Source organism: Streptococcus sp. LPB0220, assembly GCF_008727815.1.
GTDB lineage: Bacteria > Bacillota > Bacilli > Lactobacillales > Streptococcaceae > Streptococcus.
In genome coordinates this window covers 657,794-679,613 of sequence record NZ_CP044230.1, presented here as the reverse complement: position 1 = coordinate 679,613, position 21,820 = coordinate 657,794, and the positions used below count along the sequence as shown (strand labels likewise).

The 21,820-nt window shown below is 44.2% G+C and carries 31 protein-coding genes; 4 read left to right on the top strand and 27 right to left on the bottom strand.

Annotated features, from left to right (window positions below; genetic code table 11):
• Positions 1 to 2: 2 nt before the first annotated feature.
• From LPB220_RS03650 to LPB220_RS03540, 25 genes are all read right to left on the bottom strand, one after another.
• Positions 3 to 455 (bottom strand): hypothetical protein, encoded by a 453-nt coding sequence (locus LPB220_RS03650; protein WP_150905606.1) that lies wholly within the window; start codon positions 453 to 455, stop codon positions 3 to 5.
• A complete protein-coding gene (locus LPB220_RS03645; protein WP_150905604.1) occupies positions 445 to 1,503 on the bottom strand; it encodes a DUF4417 domain-containing protein in 1,059 nt (352 codons plus the stop codon). The genes LPB220_RS03650 and LPB220_RS03645 overlap by 11 nt, the downstream gene beginning before the upstream one ends.
• Before the next feature lie 322 nt (positions 1,504 to 1,825).
• Positions 1,826 to 2,251 carry a hypothetical protein gene (locus tag LPB220_RS03640; RefSeq protein WP_150905602.1) on the bottom strand — a complete coding sequence of 142 codons (426 nt, stop codon included), beginning with the start codon at positions 2,249 to 2,251 and terminating at the stop codon, positions 1,826 to 1,828.
• Between the two features lie 193 nt (positions 2,252 to 2,444).
• Positions 2,445 to 2,720 carry a hypothetical protein gene (locus LPB220_RS03635; protein ID WP_150905600.1) on the bottom strand — a complete coding sequence of 92 codons (276 nt, stop codon included), beginning with the start codon at positions 2,718 to 2,720 and terminating at the stop codon, positions 2,445 to 2,447.
• Entirely contained in the window at positions 2,717 to 2,917 is a 201-nt protein-coding gene (locus LPB220_RS03630) for a hypothetical protein (protein WP_150905598.1), read from the bottom strand. Before LPB220_RS03630 ends, LPB220_RS03635 begins: the two co-directional genes overlap by 4 nt.
• On the bottom strand, positions 2,914 to 3,156 hold the full coding sequence (locus LPB220_RS03625) for a hypothetical protein (protein WP_150905596.1): 243 nt from the start codon (positions 3,154 to 3,156) through the stop codon (positions 2,914 to 2,916). The genes LPB220_RS03630 and LPB220_RS03625 overlap by 4 nt, the downstream gene beginning before the upstream one ends.
• The gene (locus tag LPB220_RS03620; RefSeq protein WP_150905594.1) at positions 3,153 to 3,362 is read right to left on the bottom strand and encodes a hypothetical protein; all 210 of its coding nucleotides are present in this window, start codon (positions 3,360 to 3,362) and stop codon (positions 3,153 to 3,155) included. Before LPB220_RS03620 ends, LPB220_RS03625 begins: the two co-directional genes overlap by 4 nt.
• Before the next feature lie 103 nt (positions 3,363 to 3,465).
• Positions 3,466 to 3,957: a DUF1642 domain-containing protein gene (locus LPB220_RS03615; protein WP_150905592.1), complete on the bottom strand. Its 492-nt coding sequence runs from the start codon at positions 3,955 to 3,957 to the stop codon at positions 3,466 to 3,468.
• Positions 3,954 to 4,469, bottom strand: a complete 516-nt coding sequence (locus tag LPB220_RS03610) for a helix-turn-helix domain-containing protein (protein ID WP_150905590.1) — start codon at positions 4,467 to 4,469, stop codon at positions 3,954 to 3,956. Before LPB220_RS03610 ends, LPB220_RS03615 begins: the two co-directional genes overlap by 4 nt.
• The gene (locus LPB220_RS03605) at positions 4,450 to 4,701 is read right to left on the bottom strand and encodes a hypothetical protein (RefSeq protein ID WP_150905588.1); all 252 of its coding nucleotides are present in this window, start codon (positions 4,699 to 4,701) and stop codon (positions 4,450 to 4,452) included. Before LPB220_RS03605 ends, LPB220_RS03610 begins: the two co-directional genes overlap by 20 nt.
• Positions 4,698 to 4,919, bottom strand: coding sequence for a hypothetical protein (locus tag LPB220_RS03600; RefSeq protein ID WP_150905586.1), 222 nt, complete (start codon positions 4,917 to 4,919; stop codon positions 4,698 to 4,700). The genes LPB220_RS03605 and LPB220_RS03600 overlap by 4 nt, the downstream gene beginning before the upstream one ends.
• Complete coding sequence (locus tag LPB220_RS03595) at positions 4,897 to 5,316, bottom strand: RusA family crossover junction endodeoxyribonuclease (RefSeq protein ID WP_150905584.1); 420 nt, start codon at positions 5,314 to 5,316, stop codon at positions 4,897 to 4,899. Before LPB220_RS03595 ends, LPB220_RS03600 begins: the two co-directional genes overlap by 23 nt.
• A 20-nt stretch (positions 5,317 to 5,336) precedes the next feature.
• On the bottom strand, positions 5,337 to 5,513 hold the full coding sequence (locus LPB220_RS10760; RefSeq protein ID WP_191904621.1) for a hypothetical protein: 177 nt from the start codon (positions 5,511 to 5,513) through the stop codon (positions 5,337 to 5,339).
• 125 nt (positions 5,514 to 5,638) lie between these two features.
• The gene (locus LPB220_RS03590) at positions 5,639 to 7,966 is read right to left on the bottom strand and encodes an AAA family ATPase (protein ID WP_150905581.1); all 2,328 of its coding nucleotides are present in this window, start codon (positions 7,964 to 7,966) and stop codon (positions 5,639 to 5,641) included.
• Positions 7,948 to 8,721: a DNA methyltransferase gene (locus LPB220_RS03585; RefSeq protein WP_150906785.1), complete on the bottom strand. Its 774-nt coding sequence runs from the start codon at positions 8,719 to 8,721 to the stop codon at positions 7,948 to 7,950. The genes LPB220_RS03590 and LPB220_RS03585 overlap by 19 nt, the downstream gene beginning before the upstream one ends.
• A gap of 9 nt (positions 8,722 to 8,730) precedes the next feature.
• A complete protein-coding gene (locus tag LPB220_RS03580; RefSeq protein ID WP_150905578.1) occupies positions 8,731 to 10,356 on the bottom strand; it encodes an SIALI-17 repeat-containing surface protein in 1,626 nt (541 codons plus the stop codon).
• Positions 10,357 to 10,374: 18 nt separating this feature from the next.
• Positions 10,375 to 11,958, bottom strand: coding sequence for a DEAD/DEAH box helicase (locus LPB220_RS03575; protein ID WP_150905576.1), 1,584 nt, complete (start codon positions 11,956 to 11,958; stop codon positions 10,375 to 10,377).
• A 17-nt stretch (positions 11,959 to 11,975) separates the two neighbouring features.
• Positions 11,976 to 12,539 carry a hypothetical protein gene (locus LPB220_RS03570; RefSeq protein ID WP_150905574.1) on the bottom strand — a complete coding sequence of 188 codons (564 nt, stop codon included), beginning with the start codon at positions 12,537 to 12,539 and terminating at the stop codon, positions 11,976 to 11,978.
• A gap of 21 nt (positions 12,540 to 12,560) precedes the next feature.
• The gene (locus LPB220_RS03565) at positions 12,561 to 13,622 is read right to left on the bottom strand and encodes an ATP-binding protein (protein ID WP_150905572.1); all 1,062 of its coding nucleotides are present in this window, start codon (positions 13,620 to 13,622) and stop codon (positions 12,561 to 12,563) included.
• Between the two features lie 3 nt (positions 13,623 to 13,625).
• The gene (locus LPB220_RS03560) at positions 13,626 to 13,973 is read right to left on the bottom strand and encodes a hypothetical protein (RefSeq protein WP_150905570.1); all 348 of its coding nucleotides are present in this window, start codon (positions 13,971 to 13,973) and stop codon (positions 13,626 to 13,628) included.
• A gap of 18 nt (positions 13,974 to 13,991) precedes the next feature.
• Positions 13,992 to 15,272 (bottom strand): AAA family ATPase, encoded by a 1,281-nt coding sequence (locus LPB220_RS03555; protein ID WP_150905568.1) that lies wholly within the window; start codon positions 15,270 to 15,272, stop codon positions 13,992 to 13,994.
• Positions 15,256 to 15,429, bottom strand: a complete 174-nt coding sequence (locus LPB220_RS10755) for a hypothetical protein (protein WP_191904620.1) — start codon at positions 15,427 to 15,429, stop codon at positions 15,256 to 15,258. The genes LPB220_RS03555 and LPB220_RS10755 overlap by 17 nt, the downstream gene beginning before the upstream one ends.
• Positions 15,419 to 15,682, bottom strand: a complete 264-nt coding sequence (locus tag LPB220_RS03550) for a hypothetical protein (RefSeq protein WP_061455382.1) — start codon at positions 15,680 to 15,682, stop codon at positions 15,419 to 15,421. The genes LPB220_RS10755 and LPB220_RS03550 overlap by 11 nt, the downstream gene beginning before the upstream one ends.
• The gene (locus LPB220_RS03545; protein WP_150905566.1) at positions 15,679 to 15,960 is read right to left on the bottom strand and encodes a hypothetical protein; all 282 of its coding nucleotides are present in this window, start codon (positions 15,958 to 15,960) and stop codon (positions 15,679 to 15,681) included. The genes LPB220_RS03550 and LPB220_RS03545 overlap by 4 nt, the downstream gene beginning before the upstream one ends.
• Positions 15,961 to 16,075: 115 nt before the next feature.
• Positions 16,076 to 16,294 (bottom strand): helix-turn-helix domain-containing protein, encoded by a 219-nt coding sequence (locus tag LPB220_RS03540; RefSeq protein WP_150905564.1) that lies wholly within the window; start codon positions 16,292 to 16,294, stop codon positions 16,076 to 16,078.
• A 187-nt stretch (positions 16,295 to 16,481) separates the two neighbouring features.
• Between LPB220_RS03540 and LPB220_RS03535 the strand changes: the two genes are divergently transcribed.
• The 4 genes from LPB220_RS03535 (at position 16,482) to LPB220_RS03520 (ending at position 19,000) form a co-directional block, all read left to right on the top strand.
• Positions 16,482 to 16,835, top strand: a complete 354-nt coding sequence (locus tag LPB220_RS03535) for a helix-turn-helix domain-containing protein (protein WP_150905562.1) — start codon at positions 16,482 to 16,484, stop codon at positions 16,833 to 16,835.
• Positions 16,832 to 17,209, top strand: a complete 378-nt coding sequence (locus tag LPB220_RS03530; RefSeq protein ID WP_150905560.1) for an ImmA/IrrE family metallo-endopeptidase — start codon at positions 16,832 to 16,834, stop codon at positions 17,207 to 17,209. The genes LPB220_RS03535 and LPB220_RS03530 overlap by 4 nt, the downstream gene beginning before the upstream one ends.
• Positions 17,210 to 17,225: 16 nt before the next feature.
• On the top strand, positions 17,226 to 17,747 hold the full coding sequence (locus LPB220_RS03525; protein WP_150905558.1) for a hypothetical protein: 522 nt from the start codon (positions 17,226 to 17,228) through the stop codon (positions 17,745 to 17,747).
• A 107-nt stretch (positions 17,748 to 17,854) separates the two neighbouring features.
• On the top strand, positions 17,855 to 19,000 hold the full coding sequence (locus tag LPB220_RS03520) for a site-specific integrase (RefSeq protein WP_150905557.1): 1,146 nt from the start codon (positions 17,855 to 17,857) through the stop codon (positions 18,998 to 19,000).
• Positions 19,001 to 19,174: 174 nt separating this feature from the next.
• Here LPB220_RS03520 and LPB220_RS03515 read toward each other — a convergent pair whose 3' ends face one another.
• Together LPB220_RS03515 and LPB220_RS03510 are read right to left on the bottom strand one after the other, a co-directional pair.
• Complete coding sequence (locus LPB220_RS03515; protein ID WP_150905555.1) at positions 19,175 to 20,086, bottom strand: Rpn family recombination-promoting nuclease/putative transposase; 912 nt, start codon at positions 20,084 to 20,086, stop codon at positions 19,175 to 19,177.
• 115 nt (positions 20,087 to 20,201) lie between these two features.
• Positions 20,202 to 21,803 (bottom strand): type I restriction-modification system subunit M, encoded by a 1,602-nt coding sequence (locus tag LPB220_RS03510; RefSeq protein WP_150905553.1) that lies wholly within the window; start codon positions 21,801 to 21,803, stop codon positions 20,202 to 20,204.
• Positions 21,804 to 21,820 lie beyond the last annotated feature (17 nt).

The following is a 21,820-nucleotide window of genomic DNA, read 5'->3' as shown; positions in this document are numbered from 1 at the left end:
TTTTACCTCACTCTGATTCGTTGAGCATTTACAAAATCGCTATTCAAGCCATCACGCCTCGAGTTGTGGTGCTCGTTGAAATGTTTCGCCCAGCGTTTTTTCATTTTTCCGCTTTGAATTTGTACCGCACTTTTTCCGTTTGACTTATAATCTCTGAAATAAGTGTCTTTTCTCCACCGACTCACGCGGGAAACGTGTGCTTCTCCTTGTGTTCGAGTGATCCGCTTATCTGATTTATCATAGTTAACCGTTTGTCTTGACCCTATTCGCTTCCATTGCTCGCGTTTCTCGTGATAATTAGCAAACAATTTCTTTTTCAGTTTAATTTGAATAGGATTCAACTTTGCCTCTGTACTTTGTGGCAACGTTCCGGCGCTAGTCGCACCGCCACCACCACTAACTTTTTTCGCTTTACGGCCTTTACCGCCCGAGCTTTTAGCTCCTCTACCACCCATTTTTCATTCTCTCCGTTGTTTCATTTTCGAAATAGTGTACTTCAATGTCTCCATAATCGTACTCAACTGCGCCACCATATACCAATAATCTTTTGGGCTTCAATAACTCGATCATAACGTCCATACCATCACGCCATATTTTTAATTGTTCTTCGTTCTGCTTGACCCCGATTGTGCTGATCGCAAGTGTAGCGCCCTCCGGCAATCCGTCAAAACAAAAAGAAAAGCTGTCCGAATACGCCCACGATACCGTGGGAATAACCGTATAGCCGTATCTCTGCATAATCTGACCAATTAAACGCGAGCGATACACGTTCCAAACTTGCATAGCGACCGGCATATCGATATATAAGCTAAAGTCTGGCGTGAGTACGCAATCGAACTCGCCTAACTTCTCGATGTAATATTCCGGCCGTTGCCATATCCTCTCGAACTGATAATCATCAAGAAAGAAATGAACTCCTGCGCCGTGGTCCGGTTTGTTCAAAACGTAATTAAAGCCTTGCAAGCGTTCCGGAACGTGATCCACTGGATCAAGAGCGGGCATTTCAAAACGCCCTTCAGTCTTTGCTGGATCGAATAAGTCCAGATTATATTGATTTATTGTTGTTTCTCTATGAAATTCTTTTTCTTCTTCCTCTTGCTCTTCTACTTCCAAGCTGAAATTTAAAATTTCATCTTCTGGCAAGTCAAAGCCAAAATCTACCATATCCACACTAAAGATCCCGTCCAGCTCGTCTCTTAACATTTCGATATCAAAGCCCGTATCCATGTTTAGCTTGTTATGTACCAAGATATAGGCTTTCTTTTGATCCTCTGATAAGTGAGACAAGCGAATAACTTCCGCTTCCGTGTACCCGAGCTGCTCGAGCGCTTGTAAGCGCCCGTGCCCCTCGATAATCACGTTATTTTCATCGACTGCGATCGGATCATTGTTTCCAAACTCTTGTATCGACTTTTTGATCTTGTCGATCTGCTCTTGTGGGTGCAATTTCGCGTTTCCCTCGTATTCTCTCAGATCGGCTATTTTGACTTTTTCGATTTGCATTTTAAACCACCAAAAAAACAGACTCCCCAGAAAGGAATAGGGAGAGTCTGAAAAGAAAAGTATAGATTATAGAAATCTCTGGCAAGGGGAAGAACTAAAAGAACCTTACCAAAAGCGGACGGGCGGAATCGAACCGCCGAAACGAAATAATTTTTAAAAAATATAAGGAGACCTCACAAACTGGGAAAGTTTTTTTTATGAAAAGTAAAACGTGCTGCTGTAACTGTTGGCTTGTCCTGTCGTCCGCAATGAAGATTGTCGTTTCCTTCAATCTTCCGATAATACAATTTTATCACCTTTTTTCGTGCACTTTTCCCAACTTTTAGCGACTTTTTAAGAAAAAACTTGTATATTTCTTTTCCAGCCCTTCAAAAAATGGTTTTATGATATGCCGATAGACTGAATTCTTTGACATAAAGAGCTCGAGTGCCACTCCTTCGACATTTTTCGATCGTGTCACGTATAGGGCCTTAATTGCCTCCCAATTTGAGGGAGCACACTCGCTTGTGTATTCTGTGATCGCTTCTGCGAGCGTATAGAGTCGAATCAATTCCGGATCGTTTTCTTTAAGGATCACGTTTTTTAAAGCCTCTGGCGTGTTACTTGCTGACTTGCTTTTTATAAACCAATTCTCGTCGAAATTTTGATAAGGGAAAGTGATCTCTTCGATTCGCTCTTTGATTTCTTTATCGAATGGATATCTTCGAAGCGCGTCGATCAGATATCCGTATCTTGTTTCAATTCGCAAGCTCCCCTCCTTTCTAGCCCTAACTGGGCTTTATGCTTCTTTTTCGTAAATGTCAAAGACTCCGACTTTCTGACTATTACGATAGGCCAGCGCCTCTTCTTTTGTCTTAAATTCAAATTCTTCGAACTTGGTTGAATGATTCACGTCCCATCGTGTACGTTTTAGGTATTTTCTAACGACATAAACTTTCACACTACCCCCCCACGCCGTTAATATCGGCGATCTCTTGTAATTCCTGTGCCATACGTGAATTATAATCATTATTCAGTTTATTAATAATCACGTCTTGCATTATGTTTTTTTCTTTTGCTTTCTCCAGCTCGTCCTTTTGCGTTAGGATCGTTTGTTGTAGCTCGCTGTTGCTCGTTTCAAGCGTCATGATCCGTGCGTTAAGATTGACGCATACCACGAAAAGAACGAAGAATACAAACGCGACATTTGCGCATATCATCTTTACATTATTCGTCATTCTTTATCCTTTCTAATATCCATAGTTGTTAGTTTACTCGCGTTCATCTTGCTGATATTTACATTTAGGTTTTTGTTGTTTTTCAACGTTGTTTTATCGTTGGTTTTTCTGCTTCTAAAAGCTATCACACTGGCCCATGCAAAACCGATCAGCCAAACTCCGCAAAGCATGAAAAAGATAAAATCTAGTAAGTTCATTCTCCCAACCCTTTTTCTTGTAATCTTTCAAAATACCTTAAAGCAAGCCAAACATCTGATAGAGTTGGTGTGCCTCGGAAAAAGCCATTCCATTCCATCGAATGAAAATTGAAACCACCTCCAAAATATTCAACACGAAAGTATGGTTCTTTTTGATCTTCATCTCGAAAGATTGTGTTTATTTGATCGGTATTTATTATACGTTCTTCTGAATTGTTTCTGAAAATAACAAACATCAATCTACCTCTTCAATTTTAAAATCAATTTTCGCAAAGTGTTTAGGATTGATAGTAATCAATCTTTCTTCTGGTTCGGATTGAAGCAATTGAAGATACTCTATATTTCCTCGCGCGTGCCATTCTAGCATTTTAGCAATTTGTCCAAAACTTTCTTTTACTTTGATAGTTTCGTCTACGTATGGATTTTGTAACCTAATTTCTATCATTCTTCCACCTCATCGTCATTGTTCGGAAATAATTCTTCGATTTTCTCCAAGGCGAATTTTTGTCCGTCTTCTCTGAATTTTATCCATTCTTCGGTCGATATTATCATTCCGCTACCTCCTCAATCGTAAAGAGCGGGTTTACAAACACATTCCCGAAGCCCCCTTTTTGAAGATTTTCTAACGTGTGATACAAGCGAACATCGTCTAGTCTTGTCTTATTGCCAAAATACCAGTAACGTTGTACGCTGTTCCATTTCAGATACTCCCAGCCGTCACCGATATTTTTTACTGTTACGATATATCGTTTTTCTTTTTCAATATGATAGCCATTCACCCAAGCGTCAGCGAAAACATTTTGCCGATTCTTTTCATCTTCACAAAACCAAAGATTCACTTCTTCTGGTGCATTTTCTAGCGCAAAATGTAAAGTCTTGTTTCGTCCTCTCACACAAGAGATCCAGTTTGCCACTGGCCGTGGAAGCGTGACTTTTTCTTTCGGTTCATCTAGTTGTCTGAGATCTTCCAAAACTCCATTAATTGAAATAAGAGTACAGCTAGTGTCCTCATAAATTTTTATCAACTCCTGTTTATTCATTCTTCCACCTCTTCTACTTCTACGAGTGGGCTTTCTAAGAGCCACCCAATCCCTTTTAGATTCAACTCGTCGATCGTAAACGACTGCTTAAATTTCAGCTTGTATCGTTTATCGTCCTCGAGCTCGATCATGTACGTTTTCGTTGTCTTGTTGAATCGCTTCGAGTTGCAAAGCAAGCTCCGCAAGGACTCGATCTTTCGGCCCGTTTGTTCCGCGATCTCTTCCATCGTGCCAAATGCGAGTAGCGTATCGTTTTTATAATACGCAAACGTGCGGACTTTCATTTCCGATCCCAAAAGCTCCACGTCTGAGATTCCGAAATAATCGCATATAGCCTCGATTCCTGTCCGATCGGGTACGCGATCGCCTCTTAACCAATAATCAATCGTATTATAGGACCAGCCCAGCTTTCTTGAAAGCTGTGTTTTTGTGACTCCTTTTTCGTCCATTAGACGCCTAAGGTTCTTTTTCAACGCCTCGCGCTGCTTCGGGTCATATTTCACATATTCCATCGCTCCCACCTTCGTTCTTTTTCAACCGACGAACCGTTATGTCGTATACTTGATCTCTGATCGGTATCGTATAGTTGATTGATTCTACTTTCTCGTCTTTTTCCACTTGTTCGACAAGTTTTGCGCATATAGACCCGAGCAATAATTGCACGTCAAAACGTTCGTACTTATTGCACTTATCACGATCACGTTCTATTTCTTTCAAAACCTCGAAATAAGATTTCTCTTTCATTGCGCCACCCCTTCCGCTTGTTTCTCGAGCCATTCAAACAAGAGCCCGAATTGCTTTACGACTAGTTCGTCGTCATGGTATTTTTTGCAGATTTCAGCGATCGCGTCCACGGTCCAAAACCAATAGCGCTCGGAACCGAATCCCAAAGTCTGGGCCACTTGGTTATTTCGTGCCATAAAGTCCGGGAGCTCGACGCTAAAGAAATGTATATAGTTCATCGTCCCACTCCTCCACTCTGACATAGATCCCCACGACCTCGGACCAAAACTTCTCAGCGATCTCGCTTGCGACCTGTGCGTCGTCTTTCCAAAAGCCGAGCTTGGTCATACAATCTTTAAATAGCTTTTGGAGATTGTCCGTATCTGGTTTGGTCGTCTTGTACTGGCCTATGCGTACTCCCTTAATCATCGGAAAGCACCATTTGACCGTGAGCCGAATCGGCCCTTTCAGTTTGTCTGGTGGTACATGACGCGCAAGTAAACTTTCAAATTTTGCTCGAGCGTTTTTCAGCTCCACTGGCTCGTAGAAAATCGGCTTGCCATTTCTGACATTTACTTTTTTCTGTTGGTGTGTCGTTGTCGGAATTTTTTCCATCGGCAAAAAGAATTCAATCATAGAAAATCCTTTCTATCAGTTTATTCTAATAATCCAAGAGCTCTATGTATTTTGCCTAAAATACTTGCATAAGATAAAGCAACTTCGATAGGTTCGTTTTGATGAATCAAAAAAATCTTAGCAGAATTTGCATTTATCTTTTCAACCATAATTATATGATTGACATTTATAAATTTTCCTTGCACTGAAATAAACATTTTTATTTTACCTTTCTTTTTTATTTTATTTTTCGCGCTTAGTCCATGGACCTTGTATATGACAGGGTGCGTTTTAAGCAACCCTGTCTATACAGGTATGGACATGATGGACGACAGGACATTATCTATATATATAATATATAGATGGCTGTCCGGGACACGACCACGTTTTTATGGTCTTGTCCTTTTTCTTTTATTGAATTTGAGTTCTTATCGAACCAATATTTTTTAGATGAATTTAATCTGCGAGTAACTGTTTTTACAGAAATTCCTAAATACTCAGCTACGTCCTCTTTTGAAGGCGGTTCGCCAAAATTCGCGTTTTCAACAGCTTCGTCGAACTCTATCAACTTCTGTTTTTTATCTTCCTTCGCATTCTTTTTGCGAGTTTCTTTAGCTTTCATCCACCCTGGTTTATCATCTTCTAATTTTATATCAGCGAGAACCCCTGAATCGTCCAAGAAATGCACGGGATAGCTAAACCACATATTGATAGGCTTGAACTTGGCAAACTCTCGAAGCGTTCCTTCCACGCGCCACGCTGTCGAAATTTCAATCGCTCGACGGGCTTCCTCGATCTTATCCGTCCAAGGCTTCCGATCGAGCACGTTTGGAATTGCTTTTTCGAAGTGTGTCCGCATAATCGCGGGGCTTTGGAGATCGTCGAGGCTTACTTCCTCTTGGTAATATCCAAGGTTGCACGTTTGCAAGGCTTCTTTATAAATCCGTGTCGCTGTATGATTGATCCGTTGAGTAAGTAACTCTTCCGTGACGTCCAATTCTACCAAGTCGATCAACGCGTCCGGATCCCGAGCGAATACGCCCGAACCACTGGCCCGGTCCATTGACTTCTTGCCCCCTTGAGCACCTTTTGAGTGATGGTGGCAATAGATCACCGAGCACCCGAGCTCTGTCGCTACTTTATCGAACTGATTCGTAAAGTGTGCCATCTGATCCGCGCTGTTTTCGTCTCCTGTCAGAACCTTATAGATAGGGTCAATAATGACGGCTATATAATTCTTTTTGAGCGATCGGCGGATCAATTTCGGAGCGAGCTTGTCCATAGGGACTGTCTTTCCGCGCAAGTTCCAGATATCGATATTTTGTAAATTGTTTGGCTGAAGCCCCATTGCTTCGTACACATCGCGGAATCTATGGAGACATGACGCGCGATCCAATTCAAGATTGACGTATAGGACCTTACCTTGCGTACACTTCCACTCGAGCCATTTCTTGCCCTCTGCAATTGCGATTGACATTTCGATCAAGCTGAATGACTTCCCGGCTTTTGACGGCCCAGCGATCAGCATTTTATGTCCTTGTCGAAGGACGCCTTCGATTAGCTCGGGCGCAAGCTCTGGAAGATTGTCCCAGCTATCGCCCAGCCCTTCCGGATCTGGAAGATCGTCGTTTAAGTCCTCGATATACTGATACCATTCTTCCCAATTATGTTTACCGATATTTGTATCAACAAGGAATTGTTTCTGGCCGTTTCGTTCGAATCCCGGCATACGTGACAAGCGCGACGGGTTGCGGTTTTGTGTGTCGACTGATATCCCGTTCTTTTGGCATATCTTATATAAGTAGTCAACGCGCTTTCTGTATTCTTCATAGTTGCCCGCGTCCACCTTCACGATCGCGTGTAAGGACTTGTTTCCACTATAGACAAGGGCCACGATTGGCAATTCAAGCTCTTTATAGATAGCATTTTGCTTTTCTACGCTCATGCTGTCCGATTCAACGAGCGCATAACGATAATCGGTTACGTTTTCGTTCTTGGCTCCTTTGCCGTCTAACGGATTGAATCGAATCCACGCACCCGCTTCCTTGTGATAGTCCCCGAGGACCGCTCCGATATCGCCGTTACACTTGGATAGTTGCTCGATCAGTTGTCCCGCTGTCCGGTCATACGCTCCCTTGGTCGGAAGCCATTTCTCTATTTCGCCCGTCTCATCGTTTACTTTTGGATATGACTCGGTAACATATCCGACATTCTCGGACGATTCAAACAAGGCCTCGAGGTATTTAATAATCTCTTGTACTGGGTTCCAGTTTGTAGGCTCATGAATCTCTTTCCCCTCGATCCAGCTCTTATCAATCAAGCGATAGTCCCGATCGATCGTATCGTTCCAATCGAGCTCATGAGCTCCCTCGCTATCGCTTGAGTATGGATTCACCCAGCCGTGATCTTTCGCGAGTTGTACGATTGTACCGCCTGTTACAATCGAGCCCGCTTCTTCGTTGAAGGTGTCCCATTTCTTAAAACATTCAAACTTACGGTACCGGGCTGGATCGCGTAAGGACCAATTATCCCAGTCGGAAGCTGTGTACCCCTCATGCTTTAAGGCGAAGCCGACGTTTATCCATTCTTGGTAAGATAAAATCGAGGGGTCTATATAGTCCAGTAATGGTAATAAGTCAAATTCTCGTTCCACTAGTCCCCTCCTTTCCATTTCTTGTACACTTTTGTAAAAATTTCTTTTACGAGTTCTTGTGGTATGTTTGAACGCTCATTATATGACGTCGAGAAATCTTGCCAAGTAACCTCTGGTTTATTCGCTTCGTTGTTAAGTTGTAAATCTAGGTTACTGGCAAATTTCGTCGGTTTTTGAATCGGGTAGCCGTAATTGTTATAACGAGTCGGATTCTTAAACGGTAATTCAAAGCCTATGACTTCTTCAATATATCGCCATATTCTCCCACTAGCTGGATTTTCGATGATAAAAAACTCCGGCTCGTATCGTTTAATAATCTCGATCGTGTTAAATACACATAACTCCCCATTGACTCTCTTCATAAATTGTCGATCGTACTTGTAATTGTTGTACGCTTGCTCATAATCGCTATTGCTTCGGATCGTGAACGGGCTCGGCTCCCTTTGTGGTTCAAAAAGACTGTCTGATAGATCCTCTTTTTTCCAGCAAGCGTTACCGTTAGGAATTGCGCTCGCATTGCTCCAACTCTCGCAAGGCGGACTTGCGATAATTAAATCGGGTCTTGGTAGCCTATCAAGTGTATCGAATAAGGTATTATCTCCAAACAATCGACTATAATCAGCAAGATTTAGATTAATAAAATGACTATTTTTATGCTCAATATCTATCCCTATCGGGTGTATTTCAATATCACACAAACCCTTATCGTTTAGATCCTTGACGCCTTTTGTATAACTCCCATTCCCACTATCAAAAAGGGCCCATACGATCATTTTTTTCAATTAGTTCTCCTTTTTGGCCATTCCAACGACTCCGAGGCTCAATCCTAAAAGTCCGATAAGGCTGATCGTGATTCCGAAATCTGATCCCGTATTAGGGAGTGTAGCTGGTGCGCTGTACGCTTCGACTTCTTCAGATTCGTTTCGCGTGATTTCCGCGTGATTTTCCGCGCGATTAGTAATTTTTACTTCTTCGGTTTTTGGTGTTCCTTTTGGCGCTGGTGTGTTTGGCTTATCTTGTTTTGGTTGTGGTTTTGGTTCATCGCGTTTTGGATCTGGAATATCGATCACTAGTTCTGGTTTATCTAAAACCGGCGCGTCCGGAGGTGTCACCCCGCCTTCCCACTCGGGCTTGTCAAGCTGTGGTGCGTCAAACGGTGTTGTACCGCCTTTCCATTCCGGTTTTTCAAGGACCGGAGCCGGAGGCATAAGTGGGATATCGTTTAAATCGATTGAAGGTTTTTCGTATTTCGGAGCGTCATTAGGGATTTCCCAAACTGGCTTGTTTTCTCCAGACGCGTCGCCCTTACCTCCGACAAGCTGAACGTAGCTATAAGAAACGGCGCCCGAATCTTCGGCTTTAAGTTCAACTTTATTTGTTGGGTTTACGCTATCTTTAACCGCGCTTGTTAGTTTGGTCTTATAGTTTAAATAGATCATACGATCAAGACGATCCATCTTGATCTCGAAGCCGTGATCTGACTTACTAATTGACTTAACAAGATCCATTGCGGACCCCTTGTCGATCCACGGATCCACGCTCTCAATATTCTTGATTTCAAAATAATCATCGACTAGCTTTTGATTTTCGCTCATTTCATCGATGATTTTGACGTAGTTTAGGACTTTTCGCGCATAATTCACGCGCACGGTCCAATTAATAACAGTTGGGTCATTTTCATCTTGTGAACCCCACTTAGAAAGGAGCTCATCTTTTCCAATCACTTGTTCTTTGCCGATTTGAGCCGTTACGACTGTGCCGTTAAAGTTTGCGCTTACGGGTTGCCCGCTTTGTACTTTATCAGTCCATTTTGCGTCCATTTTGAGGCTCATTTGCTTGTTTAGGGGGTGGTTTTTGAAATAGTCGTTGAAAACTGTCGTAACAGTCCCGGCTGTGCTGTCCGCGGTAGCTTGACCGACGACCGCATTTTCTGGGTTGTGTACGTCAAACGTGAAAGTTGTTTGAAAAGCTACTTCTTCTGGAAGCGTGAACGTCACTTTGTCCCCTTCGTTGATCTCGAGATCATCTGGGAAGTGTACGTTCTTATATTCCACGCTGAAGGGTTGATACTTCCCTGTACCGTTTGACTGATCGACAACGACTTCCGGGTTCTTGACTTCGATCACATTCCCGCTCTTTTCAAAAGTTGTTGGAAGTCCTTCTCGTTCGTTATTCTTAGCTTCAGCGCTTCCTGCTCCCGCGTCATTGCTAGAATTTGTTGGTTGATCTGCTTCCGTTGCTGGAATAGCTGATTCAGTTCCGCTTGCTTCTCCGCTTTGGTTTGTTGCAATTGTTGTTGTCTCTGGCGTGATTCCTCGATCAGACTCATCGGCATTTACTCCCTTGATCCCTAGTGTAGCTGTTGCAATAGTCGCGACTGTCAAAAGTGTTAATTTGTTAGTTTTCATTGTGTTTCTCCTTATTTTTTAATCTGGTACATATTCGCTTGCTCTGATTCCGGACGGGATTCTCCACCCGTTAGCAGCGATACGGTCAATCATATTTCTTGCGCTTTCAAAGTTCCACATTCCGACGTTCCGGAAGCCTCGACTCTCAAGAAAACGAATTTGCTTCGGTGTCGAAAGCCCTTCATTCCGTCGCTTATTCAAGCGATCAAGTAAAAGATTTGCTTTCCCAGCGTTACCCACTTCGTCGGTGAAAATACCGTACTTCTCGAGGGCTTTGAGTTGTTTTTCAGACGGCGGGGCCATTTCCCACCCGAAGTTAGGAACATAGTTCGAAAGATCTTCCGCATGGATAGACATTTCGAATTGCAACGGATCGACGAGTTTCCGCTTGCGTTTCCGCATTTCTGCGAGTTGTTTCGCAAGGGCTTCTTCACGTTCTGCGACAACGTCTTCAGCGCTCTTGACTTCCATTTGCTCAAGGTCAATCACGACGCCCGTCTCTTCTTCCATATTCTCGACCATCTTCTTTGCGACTTCCGGACTCTCACATATCAAGTGAGCCGGCCGGCATAGCTCATGCCGTTCCGTGTGCCATAAGAAATCGAGAAGAAGAAGCTCTTCTTTTCCGGGGAATAGACGCGTCCCACGTCCAACCATCTGCGAATAAAGCGCGCGGACTTTCGTCGGTCTTAATACGACCACGCAATCAACCGATGGACAATCCCACCCTTCCGTGAGTAACATAGAATTGCATAGGACGTTATACCGGCCACGCTCAAAGTCTTCGAGCACTTCCGCCCGATCTTTCGATTCGCCGTTTACTTCGGCTGCTTTAAATCCTCGATCGTTTAAGATATCGCGGAATTTTTGGCTTGTCTTCACAAGTGGAAGAAAGACGACTGTTTTCCGATCCTTGCAATACTTGGCCATTTCGTCCGCGATCTGTACGAGATAGGGATCGAGTGCCGTTCCGACGTCGCTTGCCTTAAAATCACCCGCGGACATTGCCACACTCGAAAGATCGAGATCGAGCGGAATCGTCAAAGCCTTAATCTTGGATAGATAGCCTTCTTTGATCGCTTGTACGAGCGAATACTCATAAGCCAAACTGTCAAAGTACGATCCGAGGTTCTTCATATCACCTCTGTCTGGGGTCGCTGTAACCCCGAGGACTTCCGAGTCTTTAAAATAGCCCAGTACTTTTTGATACCCGTCAGATATAGCGTGGTGCGCCTCATCGACAACGATCACGTCGAACCAATCGGGCGGGAATTGACTTAAACGCTTTTCCCGTTGCATGGTCTGGACAGATCCAACAACGACCCGATACCAAGAGCCTATTGACGTGCTTTCAGCCTTTTCTAGTGCCGTACCGAGGCCTGTTGCGGTCTTGAGCTTGTCGCTTGCTTGATCCAACAATTCGGATCTGTGAGCGAGCACTAACACGCGCTTCCCTTCTCTAACTTGATCTTCAATGATCTTTGAAAAGACGACCGTTTTCCCCGTTCCAGTCGGGAGGACTAGAAGAGTACGTTTCCGACCTTCTAGCCACTCACGCTGAACGGCTTCCCGTGCCTCTTGCTGATAGGGTCTTAACTCCATACTTTAGAACCTCCTAATTAGAACGGCCCTCCTGTGAAGCCTCCCTGTGTTTGCGCTGGTTGTTGTGGTTGTTGGTATTGTGGCGCTGGTTGTTGGTACGCTGGGGCTTGTTGTCCCGGTTGTGCGTTTAATACTTTTGTATAGTCCACGTCTTCGGCATAGATCATGCCTTTTACTTCGTTGTACTTGTTCCCGTTGTATTCGCGAGATCCAACCTTACACACTCCTACTTTTCCGATGATCGCGTTCCAATCCATACGAAGCGGTTCGCCTTTACGTTTTTGCCCAATAGCTCCAAAGAACGCGGATAACATTCCCTCGGTTGAACTATGTAAGAAGAGATTGTGACGGAGTTCTGTTTCGCCTTCATTCGCTACGATAGTAAGGTGTACTGTCGCTTTCGGACAAGCTGGGAGCTTACCGGGATTTTGCGGGTTCGGTGTGTGACGTCCGCGCTCGTATTCCTTAACCGTGAACCAGTATAGGCCATCTGGTAGAAATACGAATTCTGAATCCTTTTGAATTGTGTCGTCCCAGCCGAATTCGCGATCAAAGTTGTTGTTAAATTGTTGTTGTGTCATGATGAAATTTCTCCTTTATTCTTATAAATTGTTAGTGTTAAATGGTAAGTCTGGATCTTTCCGTACTTGGTTTTGAATGACGTCCAGTGTAGCGTCCCAATTCGCCACGATCATATCCCAATAATTGTTCGGAAAGTTCTCGATCGGCGTTCCCATCGGGAAGTGTCCGCGGATATATGCCACGTCTTGCAATTCGCTTTCTGTCACGTTGTGCGGTGTCATTAAGTCGATCAATGTTTGAGGTAAGAGTCCAGCTTGTGGAGCTCGTCCCATTTCTTGAGCCACCTCTTGGGCGGCCTCTTGCAATTGCTCGTTAATGTTTTGTTTTTGTGGCTCTGGTGCCGGTTGGGGCTCTGGTTGTGGTGCGTTGAAGATATGGGCCACGCTTTCAAACGTAAACGGTAGCTGATCTGGTAAGCCGTGACGGTTTTTCGCGTCCCACGCGGGGCGGTGGTTCGTGTACATGACACGTTCGCCCCCTTGGGCTTTCTTTTTGCCCGTGTCGGTGGTCATGACGATTGTCTTATAATTCGCAAAAAGAACCATATCAGCCCATTCTTTGACCAGTGGGGCCGTCTTTGAGCTGGTCTTTTGTCCGAGCTTCAATTCATAGCGATCGTATGATCCCATTTCGTCCGGTTGCTCGAATTTTTTGATTTGTGCGTGAGCTGTCAAAATGACATTGATCCCGTTGTCCACAAGCTCACTCAAGCTATTTAATAGGCGCCCGATCTCTTCTTGAACATATGTATAGCCCTTGCCCCAGCCGAAATCTTCAATCCCATTCTTTTGGTGCTGTGAGCATACATAATCGACCGCGAGTTGTTCGGCCCAGTCGATTGTATCAATGACTAGCGTTTTGCAAGCGTCTGGATTCGCTTTAATAAACGCGATCTCATTCTTGAGCATTGCCCAGCTTGTGGGCTTATCCATACGGGCCACGTCCATATTGTCCGTTGATCCTTCTGTATCGATAAAAACCGGATCCGGGAATTGACTCGCAAAGCTGGACTTTCCGATCCCTTCCGGGCCATAAATCACGACTTTCTGCGCCCGTGCCTTCCTTCCTCTTGTAATTTGCATTTTTTAGTCCTCCTCGTCGTTATCTGCTAAAAGGCCACGAAGAAAGTTCTCAAAGTGTTTGCGTTTTGCTTCTTCAATCTTTTCGGTCAGATCTTCGGGCTCTTTACCGTCGAGCGTTTTGAGTTCATACGTTGCGGTAACTTCGAGCAGTTCGCCTTCGAACGCTTCGGCGACTTTATACATACGATCACCCTGCTTTTCAATAGATTCTACGCTATTGTTTGCAGCGTCTCGCAAGTCATCGGTCCACTTTGAACTATAGGCCAAAGCTCGATTATTGTTTTCATACTCCTGTAAGAAATGTCCATTTTCTTTGTTACGAATAACGATAAATTTTTCTGTTTTTTTCATGATTTTTCCTTCTTTCTTTTAAAAGCCACCTTGCCATGCTGTAGGTGTTTGATATGTTTCCGGTGCGATACTGTACCCGTCTTCTATGATGACGGAGCACTCTCCGCCTGTGGAAACACGCGTCGCGATAGCTTGCAAGCCTTCTTGTTCGAGCCATGCCCCAAATTCCGCAAGGGTGATCTGGTCCATCTGCTCGAGTTTGTCAATTAGGACGAAGCCACAATCTGGCTTGAGCTTGCGAACGATAGCCGTCGCGACTTGTAATTGTTGACTTCCAGACATATTGTCCCAGCGTTGACCGAGGTATAATAGTTCGCCATCGTCCACCGATAAGCCGGGGAGCGGTAAGTCTGCATTAGTGAGCAAGTCCGTTTTTTGCTTACGAATACCATCGATCACAAGATCCAATTCGCGGTATTGTTCGCGGTAAACTTTCGCGTCTTCTTCGGCCTTGTCTTTGTCAAGATTTGCTCGGACTTTTAAGTTGATCTGCTCAATATTCGCGATACTGTCTTCGATCTCTTGCGTTGATTCGTCGATAAGATCTTGCGTATCCTTGCGAGCAATATCCAAGTCTTGCGCTAGTCCTTGCTCTTTCTCTCGAGCTTCTTCTAGCTCTTTTTCCAAACGCTGTACGTTTGCAAGGGCGAAATTATAATCGCTTTCGATTTTCGCGAGATTCTGACGTTTGCGAGCATTTTCGCCATTCCGTCCAAGGATCTCTTGTTGTTGTTGGATCAATTCAGCGATTGAAACAAGCTCTTTCGGCGCGTCCGGATAATACGGCTGTTCCTTGGCAAACTTTTCTTTCTGGTCTGCTACGACGCCGATCGCGTGTCGTTCTTGGTACTTAGTCTTCTCTTCCATTTCAAGCTGGACGAGCTGATCTCCGACCCCGATAATCTGCAAGAGCGTTGTAGCCTTCTCCTTGTTCGTCATCTCCATAAACTTTGGAAGATCAAGAGCGAGCTCTTCGACGAAGCTATCAAGCAATTTCTGGCCGGCCTTGTTCCCACTTGGATCAATAACTTTCAGATCGCTATTTTTGCCCTTACGTTCGACAACAAGGCCATTTGACAGCGTGATTTTAAGACTTGGGGGAATTGTTGACCCCTCGCGCTGTGGTTGCGAAGGCTTGTACTTATTGCCACCCAAGGCCCAAGCTATCGCGTCTAATACGCTTGTTTTGCCTTGGTTATTGTTTCCCCCGACTATTGTCAGTCCTTTCGCTGACGGCTCGATCTTGACCGCTTTAACGCGTTTCACGTTTTCGATCTCGAGCTTATTGATTGTTACCATTTCTTAACTCTCCTTTCAGACGAGCGAGCTCGTCGAGCAGCCGTTCTTCCCGCTCAAGCGTGGCTTTCAAAATTTCGGTTTGCTGCAGATTGATAAACCACAAGCGATTGAGCGCTTTTGATTGTTGCTCAATTTTTCGGGCTTTCTTACCAAACATGGAACGGAACCTCCGGCGATTCAGTGTATAGCTTCATAGCTTTTCGACGGCTTGCGAGTTCGTCTTCGTATTGCTCGATGACTTGTGCATTGTGCTCTGGAAGCCCTTCTTCGATAGCTTTGAGTGTTTCGGTTTTTGCGATCTTCATTCGTTTCTTGTGGTCTTTCCACGATACGATAAGGCCAGCGATAAAGCACACGCCCCCGATTGCAACTGTTCCGGCAACTTGCCCAGAAATAATAATTTGATTCATTTTAAATACTCCTTTTCTTTTTCTAAAATTTCGTAAACGTCTGCGACATCATACATTTTCTTTTTTCCTTGTTTACGAAATGCAAGTCCTCGACGTTCTAGCTTTTTAATATAGCCATGATCGAAGCCAAATTTCTTCATTAAGGCTTTTTGATCGAGTGGCATTTGTTTTTCTTCTATTTCTTTCTTTACCTCGTCTCTCACGATATCCACGATCGATCTGAGATAGACTTTCGCGATCTCGTCTGAGATCAAGGGTGGCAAGTATAGCTCCTCCATTTCTTCGTTCCTCCAATTGTGCGGGCAAGCACTTTCTGATATAATTAAGGTAGATATTTTTTTCAAGCGCTCGAACGTTCTCGCTCGGGTGCTTTTTCGTGTCCTCTTGTTCTCTTTAGTGAACGCTCTCGGTAAAAAAAATACCGATCTCATCTTTTGAGAATCCGAGGATTGTCGCGACTTTTATCAATTCGTCAGCGTCGAATGATACTAGTCCATTTTCACGTTTAGCGTATCGAGCGCGATCAGACCAACCAAGGGCCTTGGCCATGTCGTCTTGTGTGAGTCCTTTCGCGACTCGCTCCGCTTTGATTCGTAAATGATTTACGGTCATATAATGGACCTCCTTCCGTTCATTTTTATTCGTTCTCTTTCGGGAACAATCTTAGTATAAACTAACCGTTCTCTTTTGTCAACACTTTTTTCAAAAAAAAATACATTTTTTATTTTTTTAGTATTATTTGTACTTTTTCGGGAACGGTGATATAATAGAAACGTGAATAAAAAGGAGTGAATAAACCATGAGGACAAACGACGAAATAATAGAATTAATAAAGGAATTGAGCGCCGAAAAGAATATTTCTTTGAGTGAACTTGCAAGAAAAACGAATATGGCAAAGTCGGGGATCTCTCGCTATTTTAATAAGACGCGTACTTTTCCATTAAATCGGGCGGACGCTTTCGCGACGGCTCTCGGAGTAACCCCGGAATTTTTGCTCGGAGTTAAATCCGTAAAGAAAGAGCCGGATTTTTCTGACTTGGATCTCCGAAAAATGGCCGAAAATGCGAAGACTTTCGACGGAAAACCACTCAATGAAGAAGATATCGTCGCTATACAAAATATTATTGAAGGATATCTAAAAGGAAGACTATGAGACTAGAAGATATTTGTCACGAAGCGGGCGTCACGCTCGCTTACTTTGACAATGAACTGTGGCCACGGCCCGGAATGATCTTATCTGATATGAAGATCATTTTCGTTAATAAATCACTAACTATTGAGGCCCAGAAACGGGTCATATTGCACGAGCTGGGCCATTTAGAGCACACGACGGCCGAATATACCATAAACCCGATCAAGTGCGAGAATGAGGCCAATAGGGCCATGATACACGCCTTATTAAAGGAAGAGCTAGAAGCCGGGGACGCGAGCGAGTTTAATTATGTACATTTCATGGAGCGCCACAAGCTCAAAACGACGGCCGATGAATTAATGGTAATAGATGAATACTATCGATTAGTGGGATAGTAAAAGGAGAAACGTTATGGACTTTGACAAATTTAAGAATTTCGCAAAAAAAGCGACTGAAAAAACAGTAGACGGAATTTCTTCGATAAACGAAATGAGGAAAAATGCTGCTCAAGAAACAAAAATTTCAATCGGAACGACAACAATTCGGAAAACGATCGACGGCCTATATTATATTGGATTCTATTCAGACACTCCGGAGCTGTTTGAGTTCGAAAATTTTCAATTTGAAGGCTCTACGATTATAGAGCGCACAAAAACGACCGGGACAACCAAACAGAAAGGGAAAAAAGGGAGCGCCCTTTTAGGCGCTGGAATCGGTTCGGCGTTTGGACCAGTCGGTACAATTGTAGGTGGCGTGATCGGTGCGTCTGGAAAACGAAAAGGCAAAGTGAGCACGGACACTATCACCACTCAAGAAGAAAAGCCCGGACTTGCTAAATTGTACTTGCGGAATATCGAGACAAACGAAGTCAAGACAATTAAAGCCAAGATCACCAATGCGCAAGCAGATAATATTAAACTGTTTTTCGAATAAACAAAAAAGCCCCGAGGCAAGCCACGGGGAAAACATGATATAAGTTAAGTATAGCAAAATCATTTCGTTCTTTCAATTGTGCGGGCAAGCCAAAACGGAGGAAAGACATGATAAAAAAATATACAACCAAACACGGAGAGATCCGTTACTTATTTCAGACCTATCTGGGAATTGATCCCACAACTGGAAAAGAACGGCGAACCACGCGCCGGGGCTTTAAGACCATGAAAGAAGCTAAACAAGCCGAAAGAAATTTGCTTCTTGACGTGGAAGAGAACGGGCTTCCATCGAATCAATCGGACGGATTCCAAAATCCAACGTTTGAAGAAATAGCTTATCTATGGTTAGAAAGTTATAAAACGACGGTCAAAGCAAGCACTTTTGGTCTGACTGAAAACAAATTAAAACAACTAATCAAGGACCATTTCGAAGGAATGAAGATCAAAAAGATCTCTGTCCCATATTGTCAAAAAGTTGTTATAGCATTGAGCGAAAAATATATCCTATACACTCACTATTTGTCAGTTATTGAGCGTATTTTTAAGTACGCTGTCTTGATCGATATTGTCCCGGCAAATCCTTTTGATAAGGTTATCAGACCTAAAAGCAAACCTGTTTCAAAACGTGACAATTATCTGTCCAAGGAAGAATTGAATGATTTTCTTGAACTCGCTAAAAACGCGTCTTTGACTTACTTTTGGCCGTTGGTCCATCTATTGAGTTACACTGGACTAAGGGAAGGCGAAGCGCTCGCGCTCAAGTGGTCGGATATTGATCTTGAAAATAAACGAATCTCAATCGCGAAAACCGTTGCGCGAATTCACGGGAAACAGATTATACAATCGCCCAAAACTAAAACGAGTATTCGGACAGTCTTAATCGATAACATGACTCTGTCCATTTTGAAGAAGTGGAAAAAAGATCAAATTAAGATTTACTTTAAAAACGGGAAACATTTTGAAGGCGACGATAATTTCGTTTTTACAAACGAATCAGCTGATTGGGTGCAAACTCAAAACTTCACCCGTTATTTTAAAAGGTTCATACAAGATCACGGTCTGAAGGCAATCACGCCTCACGGGCTCCGACATACTCACGCAAGCCTTTTGTTTGCAGCAAAAGTTGACCCGAAAAGTATTTCTGATCGCTTGGGCCATAGCTCAGTAAAGATCACGCTTGATCTCTATACACATATAGCAGACGAACAACGAACGGACGCGATCGATAAACTTATTGAATACATGATCGTATAGCCTCGTATTCGATATCGTATTCACTCGTCGGATAGACCCCAGAAATACGCTGGTATCAAGGGCTTTGGAGGGGTCTGACGTTATTCTACCACAATTCTAGAAAGGCGGATTGAAAAAATGGGAAAATTTTCAAGTTTTTTCAAAAAGAAAAGAGGCAGTGCCTCTTTTAACTACTCAAGAAAGAAGAGTCTCAATCTCTTCCAGCGACAAACCCGTCATCTCCGATATAAGATCAGGCGTCATTCCTCGTGAGACCATCTCGCATACCAACTGTTTACGACCTTGTTCCAAGCCTTTTTCTAAACCTTGTTCCAGACCTTGTACTAGGCCTTCTTCACGCGCTTCGTCTATAGCCGTCTCCAGGGTCATATCATAATTTTCTTGAATACGAATACGCTCGTCTATCATGGTCTTCTCCTCCTTGGTCCAGCTAGATGAATCCAGTAATGAATCTGCGTGGGCGACGACCTGACTGGGAGCTTTTGTGAAGGGAAGATTCCCAAAAAACTCCAGCCACTGTCTGCCTGCATCTGTCAGGTTCTCATCTTTATTATACTTGTCTAGCTCTAAAAAGGCAACCTGCAAAAGATTTTGATGCTTGCCATTCTTATAATAAGCCTTGAGTTGCTTGCCGGACCTGCTATTAGTCAGCCAGTATTTATTGATGGCGGCCTCTTCGTCCAGTAAGAGCGACTTCTCCAAAATCGCAATCCCGTAGACGGGCTCCATCTGCTCGTACATCTTATGTGTCTGACCTTGCTGGCGCAATTTTTGCACATTTTCCACCAGTTGATTGGCCAAATAGTAATGGAACCGATTCAAGAAATACTGCTGCTTGCGAATCTGGATCTCGATGATCACCTCGGTCCCGTCATGGAGCTTGGCTCTCACATCCACCGCAGTGGAGAACAAGTCATCCTCCTCATAGGCCATGCTGTGGGGCTGGCCTCCTTCCACAATCTGAGCATCTGCCACATCTAGCTCCAAAATATCTCGAATAAATGCTGCCGTCACCTCCGGTAAACTAAAAATCTTCTTGGCCATGATGTCCAAGGTCGGCGATACATGCGCGTGTCTCTTTTGCATCCCTGCTCCTTTTCGATAAAAAATAGAGGGAAGGTCCCTCTACTTCTATAATTCGAAAAAAATTTGGGAAATAGCGAATAAAGTACCCTTTACCTAATCCCTATCTTCTCACACCCTAGCCCTTAAACTCTTGGACAAATTTCTTGAGTTCGGCATCTGCTTCTGGAGTCGTTCCATGAAGCTGGCTGAGCATGTCTAGAAGAGAAGCTGTCTGGGTTTCAATCGTCGCATTGGTTTGGTTAATCTTAGCCACGATCTCTGTCAGTGGCTCTACTTCTTCTTCCTCAAAGGTGTTCACATAGCGTGGGATATTGAGGTTGTAGTCATTCTCGACGATCTCCTCAAAGCTAGCCAGATGGGCAAACTTATCCATATCCTCTCTGCTCTTATAGGCCTGGAGGATCTTCTCGATATGGGCATCCGTCATGATATTCTGGTTTTTGCCCTTGTCAAATTCCTTAGAAGCATCGATAAAGTAAACGTCCCGATTGGTGCGGTTCTTCTTGAGAATGATGACTGTCGTTGGGATGCTAGTATTGAAGAAGATATTGGCAGGAAGACCGATCACGGTATCAATAGCCCCTTCTTCCAGCAAGGCCTTGCGAATGGTTCCTTCAGCATTACCTCGGAAAAGGACCCCGTGAGGAAGGACGATGGCCATGACCCCCTTGTCCTGCTTGAGGTGGTAATAACCGTGCAAGAGAAAGGCGAAGTCTGCCTTGGATTGAGGCGCGAGCTTGCCAAATGGGGAGAAACGAGGATCTTGGAGGAAGCCCGAGCTTGCAGACCACTTGGCTGAGTAAGGTGGGTTCATGAGGACCCCATCAAAGTTGGTCGGCTCTTGGGTCGGCCAGTCTTCGTCCAGCGTATCGGCATTGTGCAAGAACTGGTTTTCCACCGGAACCCCGTGTAGGATCATGTTCATCCGAGCCAGGTTATAGGTAGAGGTATTGAGCTCCTGACCAAAGTACTGGACGGTTTGAGGCTGGTGAGAATACTTCTTGGCATTGAGCAAGAGGGAGCCCGATCCCATGGTGGCATCGTAGAGGGTAAAGCCCTGCTCGTCTTCACGCCCTAAAAAGGCAATCTGGGTCATGAGCTTGGCTACAGGTTGAGGCGTATAGAACTCTCCTGCCTTCTTACCCGAGTCGGTCGCAAACTGACCAATCAAGTACTCGTAAGCATCCCCAAGCATATCACCCGCATGACCTGCCACATCCAGCACTGCTAGCTCTTTCATGACTGCAGCCACTAGCTGGTTTTGCTTTTGAGGTGTCGCCCCTAGCTTCTTGGAGTAGAGATCAATATCCTCAAATAGATTTTCATAGAGGTCGTCACTTTGCTCGATGTCTCGGAAGCCCTGAGCCAGATCTTCCAGCTGGAAGGTTCCTTCATTGACCCGATCCACCAAGGCTGTAAAGGTCAAGTCTGGCTTGATGACATAGTTGAGCTCATCAGTGATGACGGAGATCAAGTCCTCTTGAGAGTCTGGATCCTCATAGTAGGATCGGTAAAGCGCCAAGGCTTCATCCAGACTCTCTGTCTCCTCCTCCATGGTCTCCGCCACGAAGAAGAGCAACTTATCGGAGAGATACTTGTAAAAGATCATCCCCAAAAGGTAAGACTTGTAGTCATTGGCATCCATCTTAGAGCGGAGCACATCCGCTGAGTTCCACAGGGCTTGGTAGAGCGACTGGGAGGTTTGTGTTGTTTCCATAGTAATTCTTTCTGATT

Coding starts and splice junctions, on each gene's coding strand:
- LPB220_RS03635 (WP_150905600.1), bottom strand. CDS start 2,720: ATGACGAATAATGTAAAGATGATATGCGCAAATGTCGCGTTTGTATTC.
- LPB220_RS03580 (WP_150905578.1), bottom strand. CDS start 10,356: ATGAAAACTAACAAATTAACACTTTTGACAGTCGCGACTATTGCAACA.
- LPB220_RS03620 (WP_150905594.1), bottom strand. CDS start 3,362: ATGATAGAAATTAGGTTACAAAATCCATACGTAGACGAAACTATCAAA.
- LPB220_RS03645 (WP_150905604.1), bottom strand. CDS start 1,503: ATGCAAATCGAAAAAGTCAAAATAGCCGATCTGAGAGAATACGAGGGA.
- LPB220_RS03560 (WP_150905570.1), bottom strand. CDS start 13,973: ATGAAAAAAACAGAAAAATTTATCGTTATTCGTAACAAAGAAAATGGA.
- LPB220_RS03545 (WP_150905566.1), bottom strand. CDS start 15,960: ATGGAGGAGCTATACTTGCCACCCTTGATCTCAGACGAGATCGCGAAA.
- LPB220_RS03570 (WP_150905574.1), bottom strand. CDS start 12,539: ATGACACAACAACAATTTAACAACAACTTTGATCGCGAATTCGGCTGG.
- LPB220_RS03520 (WP_150905557.1), top strand. CDS start 17,855: ATGATAAAAAAATATACAACCAAACACGGAGAGATCCGTTACTTATTT.
- LPB220_RS03565 (WP_150905572.1), bottom strand. CDS start 13,622: ATGCAAATTACAAGAGGAAGGAAGGCACGGGCGCAGAAAGTCGTGATT.
- LPB220_RS03540 (WP_150905564.1), bottom strand. CDS start 16,294: ATGACCGTAAATCATTTACGAATCAAAGCGGAGCGAGTCGCGAAAGGA.
- LPB220_RS03595 (WP_150905584.1), bottom strand. CDS start 5,316: ATGATTGAATTCTTTTTGCCGATGGAAAAAATTCCGACAACGACACAC.
- LPB220_RS03605 (WP_150905588.1), bottom strand. CDS start 4,701: ATGAAAGAGAAATCTTATTTCGAGGTTTTGAAAGAAATAGAACGTGAT.
- LPB220_RS03535 (WP_150905562.1), top strand. CDS start 16,482: ATGAGGACAAACGACGAAATAATAGAATTAATAAAGGAATTGAGCGCC.
- LPB220_RS10760 (WP_191904621.1), bottom strand. CDS start 5,513: ATGTTTATTTCAGTGCAAGGAAAATTTATAAATGTCAATCATATAATT.
- LPB220_RS03510 (WP_150905553.1), bottom strand. CDS start 21,803: ATGGAAACAACACAAACCTCCCAGTCGCTCTACCAAGCCCTGTGGAAC.
- LPB220_RS03590 (WP_150905581.1), bottom strand. CDS start 7,966: ATGGAAAGGAGGGGACTAGTGGAACGAGAATTTGACTTATTACCATTA.
- LPB220_RS03525 (WP_150905558.1), top strand. CDS start 17,226: ATGGACTTTGACAAATTTAAGAATTTCGCAAAAAAAGCGACTGAAAAA.
- LPB220_RS03585 (WP_150906785.1), bottom strand. CDS start 8,721: ATGATCGTATGGGCCCTTTTTGATAGTGGGAATGGGAGTTATACAAAA.
- LPB220_RS03515 (WP_150905555.1), bottom strand. CDS start 20,086: ATGCAAAAGAGACACGCGCATGTATCGCCGACCTTGGACATCATGGCC.
- LPB220_RS03630 (WP_150905598.1), bottom strand. CDS start 2,917: ATGAACTTACTAGATTTTATCTTTTTCATGCTTTGCGGAGTTTGGCTG.
- LPB220_RS10755 (WP_191904620.1), bottom strand. CDS start 15,429: ATGTTTGGTAAGAAAGCCCGAAAAATTGAGCAACAATCAAAAGCGCTC.
- LPB220_RS03615 (WP_150905592.1), bottom strand. CDS start 3,957: ATGAATAAACAGGAGTTGATAAAAATTTATGAGGACACTAGCTGTACT.
- LPB220_RS03575 (WP_150905576.1), bottom strand. CDS start 11,958: ATGGAGTTAAGACCCTATCAGCAAGAGGCACGGGAAGCCGTTCAGCGT.
- LPB220_RS03555 (WP_150905568.1), bottom strand. CDS start 15,272: ATGGTAACAATCAATAAGCTCGAGATCGAAAACGTGAAACGCGTTAAA.
- LPB220_RS03650 (WP_150905606.1), bottom strand. CDS start 455: ATGGGTGGTAGAGGAGCTAAAAGCTCGGGCGGTAAAGGCCGTAAAGCG.
- LPB220_RS03600 (WP_150905586.1), bottom strand. CDS start 4,919: ATGAACTATATACATTTCTTTAGCGTCGAGCTCCCGGACTTTATGGCA.
- LPB220_RS03610 (WP_150905590.1), bottom strand. CDS start 4,469: ATGGAATATGTGAAATATGACCCGAAGCAGCGCGAGGCGTTGAAAAAG.
- LPB220_RS03530 (WP_150905560.1), top strand. CDS start 16,832: ATGAGACTAGAAGATATTTGTCACGAAGCGGGCGTCACGCTCGCTTAC.
- LPB220_RS03550 (WP_061455382.1), bottom strand. CDS start 15,682: ATGAATCAAATTATTATTTCTGGGCAAGTTGCCGGAACAGTTGCAATC.